General features: G+C 67.1%; 6 protein-coding genes. 1 reads left to right on the top strand and 5 read right to left on the bottom strand.

The annotated features are described in order from the left end of the window. Positions 1-130: 130 nt before the first annotated feature. On the bottom strand, positions 131-517 hold the full coding sequence (locus tag ACM0PK_RS18945; RefSeq protein ID WP_053498227.1) for a BON domain-containing protein: 387 nt from the start codon (positions 515-517) through the stop codon (positions 131-133). 172 nt (positions 518-689) lie between these two features. Between ACM0PK_RS18945 and ACM0PK_RS18940 the strand changes: the two genes are divergently transcribed. After that, a complete protein-coding gene (locus ACM0PK_RS18940) occupies positions 690-1733 on the top strand; it encodes an oxidoreductase (protein WP_061479680.1) in 1044 nt (347 codons plus the stop codon). Between the two features lie 184 nt (positions 1734-1917). On the opposite strand, the gene gnd is transcribed toward ACM0PK_RS18940, so the two are convergent. From gnd to ACM0PK_RS18920, 4 genes are all read right to left on the bottom strand, one after another. Continuing rightward, the gene (gene gnd, locus ACM0PK_RS18935; RefSeq protein ID WP_242891261.1) at positions 1918-2823 is read right to left on the bottom strand and encodes a phosphogluconate dehydrogenase (NAD(+)-dependent, decarboxylating); all 906 of its coding nucleotides are present in this window, start codon (positions 2821-2823) and stop codon (positions 1918-1920) included. A 10-nt stretch (positions 2824-2833) separates the two neighbouring features. After that, entirely contained in the window at positions 2834-4072 is a 1239-nt protein-coding gene (locus ACM0PK_RS18930) for a hypothetical protein (protein WP_111201876.1), read from the bottom strand. Between the two features lie 17 nt (positions 4073-4089). After that, positions 4090-4680, bottom strand: a complete 591-nt coding sequence (locus tag ACM0PK_RS18925) for a DUF2242 domain-containing protein (RefSeq protein WP_111201874.1) — start codon at positions 4678-4680, stop codon at positions 4090-4092. A 235-nt stretch (positions 4681-4915) separates the two neighbouring features. Beyond that, positions 4916-7093, bottom strand: a complete 2178-nt coding sequence (locus ACM0PK_RS18920) for a carboxy terminal-processing peptidase (protein ID WP_005419368.1) — start codon at positions 7091-7093, stop codon at positions 4916-4918. Positions 7094-7344 lie beyond the last annotated feature (251 nt).

Raw genomic sequence — 7344 nt, 5'->3', positions numbered from 1 at the left:
TCGCGGTGATGCGCAAGATGCTGGTGATCCTCAACGCCCGCAAGCGTGACGCGGAGGCCCAGATGGCCTCCGCCTGACAAGACAGTTGCTACAGGTCAGCGGGCGCCCCACGCGGGGGCGCCCAACCGGTTCAGCGCTTGGCGGCAGCGCTGACCTTCAATGCGGCGGCATCGACGCGGGTCACGCCCTTGATGCCCTTGGCGGTGGTGACCGCCTTGTCCTTCTCGGCCTGGGTGGCCACGGTGCCGCTCAGGCTGACCACGCCGTTCACCGTTTCCACCTTGATTTCGGTGCCCGGGACGTTGCTGCTGGTCAGCAGGTCCGCCTTCACCTTGGTGGTGATCCAGCTGTCGGTCACCGGTTCGTTGGAATCATGGCGATCCGCATGGGTAGCCGGATGTGCGCTGGTGGTCGGCGGGCTCTTCGCGGCCGGGTCCTTGGCGAAGGCGGCCGAGGAGGACAGTGCCAGGCCCAGCGTCAGGGCAGAAGCAATCAGCGTGCGAGTGGTATTGCTCATCGTGTCGTTCTCCTTCGGGATGTGCTGCCAGTCTGGACAAGCGCACGTAGAGCAGGCGTGGCGTCGCGGTCATGCCGCCGTGAATCGAAGCGTTTCCAACGGCAACGGTTCAGTTTTGGGCTGTCCGCATCCGTCGTCTACCCTGCCCTTCCCCCCCTGCCGGAGCTCTGCCATGCGCCCCGACCTGCACCTGGCCCTGATCGGCTACGGCCTCGCCGGCCGCGTCTTCCATGCGCCGCTGATCCAGCACACGCCCGGCCTGGTCCTGCACAGCATCGTCAGCTCGCAGCGCGACACGTTACTGCGCACGTTCAGCAACGTACACGTGCGTGCAACGCCACAGGACGTGTTCGACGATCCAGCGGTGGATGCGGTGGTGATCGCCACGCCGAACGAACAGCACGCGCCACTGGCGATGGCCGCGCTGGCCGCCGGCAAGCACGTGCTGGTCGACAAACCCTTTGCGCTGGATGTGGCCGAAGCGGAAACGGTACTGGCCGCAGCACGCGACGCCGGCCGCATCGCCACCGTGTTCCAGAACCGGCGCTTCGATGCCGACTTCCTCACGCTGCAGGCGCTGCTGTCCGAAGGCACGCTGGGCGAGGTGGCCGAATGCCATGCGCATTTCGACCGCTACCGGCCGCAGGTGCGCGACCGTTGGCGCGAACAGGACGGGCCAGGCAGTGGCCTGTGGTACGACCTCGGCCCGCACCTGCTGGACCAGATGCTGGTGCTGTTCGGCTGGCCCGACGCCATCGATGCGGATCTGGCCGTGCAGCGCCAAGGTGGCACCGGCATCGATTACTTCCACGCCGTACTGCACTACCCGCGGCATCGCGCCATCGTGCATGCCGGTTCACTGGTGGCTGCCCCTGCCCCGCACTTCAGCGTGCATGGCAGCAAGGCCAGCTGGATCAAGTACGGCCTGGATGTGCAGGAGGCCCAGCTGCGCCGCGGCGTAGCGCCGGGTGCGCCCGGTTGGGGCATCGATCCCCGGCATGGCGAACTGGTGCGCTGTGATGCAGAAGACAATGTTCTGCGCAGCACCGTCGACAACCTGCCCGGCGACTATCGTCGGTTGTATGCGCAGTTCGCAGCGGCGATGCACGGCGACGGCGAAGCGACGGTCAGCCCGATGCAGGCATTGCAGTTGATGCGGCTGCTGCAGGCCGGCATGGACAGCGCGCGCGAAGGGCGGCGGATCGCGTTGGACTGACCAGTAGATCCACGCCATGCGTGGATGACGTGGCAACGATCGGAGACGGCTTTTGTAGAGTCGAGCCATGCTCGACTGGCTGCATGGGATCAGAACCCTTTCCTGCGGAAAGGGATCCGACCCTGATCTGCCCGGGGTCGGATCCCTTCGGCAACGCCGAAGGGCTCTGACCCCACCGCAGTGCTTACGACTTCTTGATGGCGTGGCCGCCGAATTCATTGCGCATCGCCGACAGCAGGCGGTCGGTGAACGAATTCGATTCGCGCGAACGCAGGCGTTCCAGCAGCGACAACGTGATCACCGGTGCCGGCACGTCCAGCGCGATGGCTTCGGCCACGGTCCAGCGGCCTTCGCCGGAATCCTCCACGTATGGCGCGATGCCATCCAGCGACGGATTGCGCTTGAGTGCTTCGGTACTCAGGTCCAGCAGCCACGAACGCACCACGCTGCCGTGGCGCCAGACTTCGGCCACCTGGGCCAGGTCCAGCGCCATCTCCTGCTTGCGCTCCATCAGCGCGAAGCCTTCGGCATAGGCCTGCATCATCCCGTACTCGATGCCGTTGTGGACCATCTTGGTGAAATGGCCGGCGCCCGACGGACCGACACGCGCCCAGCCACGATCTTCTGCCGGTGCCAGCGTGCGCAGCAGCGGTGCGATCTGCTCCACCACCGGCGCTTCGCCACCGACCATCAGGCTGTAGCCTTCCTGCAGGCCCCACACGCCGCCGCTGGTGCCGCAGTCGACGTAGCCCAGATCGTCCTCCGCCAGCGCCTTGGCGCGACGGATCGAGTCCTGGTAGTTGGAGTTGCCGCCGTCGATGACGATGTCACCCTCGGCCAGGTGCGGGGTCAACTGGCCCAGCGTCTGGTCGACGGTTTCGCCGGCCGGTACCATCAGCCACACCACGCGCGGCACCGGCAGCGCGGCCACGGCGGCGGCCAGCGAATCAACCACTTCCAGGCCGGCCTCTGCAGCGCGCTGGCGCGCACTTTCGCCCGGGTCGTAGCCGACCACGCGGTGGCCGCCGCGATGCAGGCGCTGGGCCATGTTGGCGCCCATGCGGCCGAGGCCGATCATTGCAATATCCATTGTTTCACCTTCAGTTGGGGTCTAGGGTCAGGCTGCCTGGCCTGCCGGTAGCCGCGCAGTGGCGCAGCTGCGCCTCGCGCCAACGCCGGTAGAGCGTGGTATGCAGATTGTGCACCGCCAGGTCGATCGAAAACGGCGTTCTCGGGTTGCGATCGAGCAGGCGGACGATGTGGTAGCCGATAGGACGTATACCGCGCGGATGCACGTAGATCACGAACTGCTGGTAGAACGGATCGTCCAGCAGCTGATCCATGCGCACCAGAGCCGCGTGGTAGCGCGGCGCCAGGTGTGCGCGCAGCTGTGGATCGCGCTCGAACAGCAGGCGCTCGAAATAGCGCTGGCCGATGCGCGGGATGTCCTGCGCCAGTTTCCAGAGCTCGGCATTGCGCTGGTCGTACCAGGCCAGGCCGGCGTGCAGCGCCAGCGCCTGCGCAGCGCCCTCGCCCACCTCGACCACCACGAAGTTCTCGGCCTGGTTGCTCAGGTCGTCCAGCGTGCCTTTGTCGTACACATGTTCGATGAAACCGGGCACGCCCACGAACGCCTGCCGCCCCATCGCCGAGGTGCGCACCGCCTTGCCATCGGCGAAGAGGTCGCCCGCATGCGCGCCGAGCAGGATGCTGTCGGTGTCGTGCAGCGCGAGGAAGGTGCCGATCGACAGTTCCTCCGCTGCGAACCCGGTGTCGAACGCAGCATCGCCATACAGCTCGCGCTGGGTGGCCAGCTGTGCGACCTGGCGGCCGACACCGCATTCGGCACGCACGGCACCGCTGTAGAACGCCTGCAACGCATGGCTGTTGCCCGCGCGGGGCACGAAGCCACGACCGAAACTGCGCGTACGCTGCCAACCCTGTGCCGGTGCGCCCTGCAATCCGAAGCCGATCCATCCCAGCTGCGGGCCGGAGAAGCGGAACGTGGGATTGCCCTGCAATGCCGAAGTCGCGCGCCGCGTGGCCGCCCCCAGCTCGAAGGCATAGGCGCAGACGGTGGCGGGGTCATCCAGCAGCTGCTGCAGCAGTGCCTGCCGAGCGGCAGCGGGCAGCGCCGCCGGCCACCGCACCTGCAGGTCGCCGGCCGCCTGTGAATCAGCCAGCGAGGCACGCGTACATACCGGACCACCGCGCACCTGCGGCGCGGTGAGGGACGCTTCTTCGAAGCGCCACCCCAACCGCTGCAGCAGGCCCTGCGTACAGTCCGGGGATGGCGCTGCCACGACCCACGCGGGCGCCAGCAGCAGGGCTGCAATCAGCCACCTGCCGCGCACACTCAGCCCTGATCCGTGACCGCCGGTGCGGGTTCCGGCGCCGCTGCCGGCGATGGCGATGGCATGCCCGCCGCGGCCGGCAGATACTGCTGCAGGCGCTGGAAGAAGCGACGATAGAACTCGGCATCCGTGACCGTGCTGCTGGCCACCTTCACCAGCGAGTCGTCGTTGCTGCCGAACGGCAGCGACACCGAGCCCAGCGCACCCACACCGACACTGGCCGAGGTCGGGCTCTTCTTCAGCGCGTAGCGGTCCTGCACTGCACTGACGAATACCAGCGTCTGGCTGCCGCGCGGGGCGCAGGAGATGCGCAGCACCAGCTGCTCATGGTCATCCTCGCGCGGCTGGAAGTTCTTGTTGCCCTCCACCTGCGCATCATCTGAACGGGCGATGGCATAGCCCTGGCTGAGCAGCGTGCGGCGCGCGGCCTCGCAGGCTTCGCCGGGGCGTCCCTCAACGGTGCGCGAGAAGGTATCGCCGGAATCGAAAGACTCGCGCAGCACGGTGCTGTCGGCGGCGCGGCCACCACAGGCCGAAAGGATCAAGGCGCTGGCGCAGGCCACGGCAGCGCTGGAAAGACGGGAGGCCCGCATGGGTACTCCTGCGAGAACGGAAGCACCAAGGGTAGTCCCGCCCCCGTGTGCGGCAGGTCGATATGGCCCCCCACGTTGCTCCCGGTTCATGCACGCAAAAAGGGGACGGAGGGGATCAAGTCGTTTGCGGCACTTCACTGGCCCGGGCATGGCCCGGCGCGACCGGGAATGGGCTTCCCAAACAGAAAGGGGCCGGCAATGCCGGCCCCTGCGGATGTCGCGCGCCGTCTCCGGCTCAGTCCGCCCAGCGCCCCGCGCCGGTGGACTGCGGCAGCACCTGGGCCGACAGCGGACGGTCATTGGCCAGCAGGTTCACCGCGTCGGCCAGGATCGAGGCCGACTCGCGCAGCAGCGGGTCCGGACGCTTTTCGGCGGCCTTCTCGCGGGCGGCATCCTTCACAATGTCGCGCTCGTTGCCGGTCAGGCCATCATCACTGCTGTCATCGGCCAGCGGGTCCAGGGCCAGGCCCAGCTCCTTGCGCTGCAGCTGGCGTTCCTTGCGCTGGGCGTCCTGGCGCTCGCGTTCGGCGCGACGGGTGGCCTCGTTGAGCGAGATGTACTTCTTCGCCGCCTCGGTCCGGAACTGCTGCACGTCCTCGTTCCACCACTGGAATTCCTTGTCGGTGGCGATTCGCGCGTCGTGGCGGGCCTCCAGCTTCGGCAGCAGCGGCGCGAAGTTGCCGTACTGGGTGTGCGGCACGGCGGCGATACGGGTCCACGGCAGGGCGTTATCGTAGGTGCTCTCGCCGAACTCGGTGGCATCGACGCTGGCCGGGAAGGCCAGGTCCGGCACCACGCCCTTGTGCTGGGTGCTGCTGCCGCTGATGCGGAAGAACTGGGCGATGGTCAGCTTGACCTGGCCGAAGCGCTGGGTCTCGCCACTCGGCCAACGGTCGAGGTCGACGATGTTCTGCACAGTGCCCTTGCCGAAGCTTGTTTCACCGATCACCAGGCCACGACCATAATCCTGGATCGCACCGGCGAAGATCTCCGAGGCCGAAGCCGAACCGCGGTTGATCAGCACCGCCAGCGGGCCATCCCACGCCACGCCCTGGTTGCGGTCGCTGTTGACGGTGACGCGGCCACCGGACTCGCGCACCTGCACCACCGGGCCCTGCTCGATGAACAGGCCGGTCAGCTCGATGGCTTCATCCAGCGAACCGCCGCCGTTGTTGCGCAGGTCCAGCACCACGCCGTCCAGCTTGTCGTTCTTGAAACCAGCCAGCAGCTTGGCCACGTCGCGGGTGGCCGAGGCATAGTCGGCGGCGTTGCGGCGGCGGCCTTCGAAATCCTGGTAGAAGGTCGGCAGCTTGATCACGCCGATCTTCCGTGCCGGCTCGCCGTTGGCGGCCGGAATGGTCATGGTCTCGCCCTTGGCGGCCTGTTCGGCCAGGCGCACCTTCTGCCGGGTCAGTACCAGGGTGTGGTGCTTGCCGTCGGCACCTTCGGCAGCCGGAATGAACTCCAGCTTGACCTGGGTGTCCTTGGCGCCGCGGATCTTGGCCACCACATCGTCGATGCGCCAGCCGATCACGTCCTCGACCTGGCCGGACTTGCCCTGGCCAACGCCGACGATGCGGTCACCCGGCTTCAGCGTGCCGTCCACCGCAGCCGGGCCGCCGGCGATGATCTCGCGGATCACCACCACGTCGTCCTGGCGCTGCAGCTGCGCACCGATGCCTTCCAGCGACAGCGACATCGCCTGGTTGAAGTTCTCGGCCGTGCGCGGGGTGAAGTAATCGGTGTGCGGATCAACCGCGCTGGTGTACGAATTCATGAAGAACTGGAAGACGTCTTCGCCCTTCAGCTCGTTGACCGACTTCTCCAGCGTCGCGTAGCGCTTGTCCAGCGTCTTGCGGATATCGTCCGGCTTCTTGCCGGCCAGCTTCAGGCGCAGCCAGTCGTTCTTCACCGACTTGCGCCACAGCTCATCCAGCTCGGCGCTGCTGGCCGCCCACGGCACCTTCTTGCGGTCGTACTCGAAGCGCTCGTCGGTGGTGAAGTCCGGCTCCTGCTTGAGCAGCTTGCGCGCAAAGGCCACACGTTCGCCGACACGCTGCTTGTAGACCGCGAACACCTGGAACGCCGGTTCCAGTTCGCCGCCACGGATGGCCGAGGAGATGTTGGCTTCGAAGGGCGCGAAGCGCGCCACGTCGGCCTGGGTGAAATACTGTTTGGCGCCGTCCAGCGTCTCCAGATAGCGCTTGAACACGTCCTTGGAGGTGGCCTCGTCCAGCGCACGCGGGCGGTAGGCGTAACGACTGTCGGACAACAGGCCATATACCAGCTTGGAGGTGGTCACCTGATCGGCAGTTGCCGCAGCGGGCAATGCAGGCGAGTCGGCCTTGGCCGCCAGCGCCAGCGGCGCGACCAGCGCCAGGGCCATCAGGAATGCGGGGGCTTTGAATTTCATTGACGTGCTCGAAGGCGCCTTGCCAAGGGGGAGACTGCAGGGTGTTCAGACACCCCGACAGTGCCGAAAGTTGCCGGGTTTGTCACCCGGCCGCGCTCGGTGGAAAACCAGCCTAGCGGGGCCGGTGTAGCAAATTGTGAATGCATGTAGAGCCGAGCCCATGCTCGGCTGGCCGGCAGCAAGCAGCCGAGCATGGGCTCGGCTCTACCGCAGGCAGAGGTGTGGGGGCCCCCCGGCCCCCCCCCCCCCCC

It is taken from the genome of Stenotrophomonas sp. FR010 (assembly GCF_047520755.2).
GTDB lineage: Bacteria > Pseudomonadota > Gammaproteobacteria > Xanthomonadales > Xanthomonadaceae > Stenotrophomonas > Stenotrophomonas sepilia.
Note: the sequence above shows the minus strand (reverse complement) of the source record. Positions and strands in the feature narration are given on the sequence as shown.

Bases quoted from the DNA above. Each gene is read 5' to 3' on its own strand.
- ACM0PK_RS18945 (WP_053498227.1), bottom strand. From the start codon at position 517: ATGAGCAATACCACTCGCACGCTGATTGCTTCTGCCCTGACGCTGGGC.
- ACM0PK_RS18940 (WP_061479680.1), top strand. From the start codon at position 690: ATGCGCCCCGACCTGCACCTGGCCCTGATCGGCTACGGCCTCGCCGGC.
- gnd (WP_242891261.1), bottom strand. From the start codon at position 2,823: ATGGATATTGCAATGATCGGCCTCGGCCGCATGGGCGCCAACATGGCC.
- ACM0PK_RS18925 (WP_111201874.1), bottom strand. From the start codon at position 4,680: ATGCGGGCCTCCCGTCTTTCCAGCGCTGCCGTGGCCTGCGCCAGCGCC.
- ACM0PK_RS18920 (WP_005419368.1), bottom strand. From the start codon at position 7,093: ATGAAATTCAAAGCCCCCGCATTCCTGATGGCCCTGGCGCTGGTCGCG.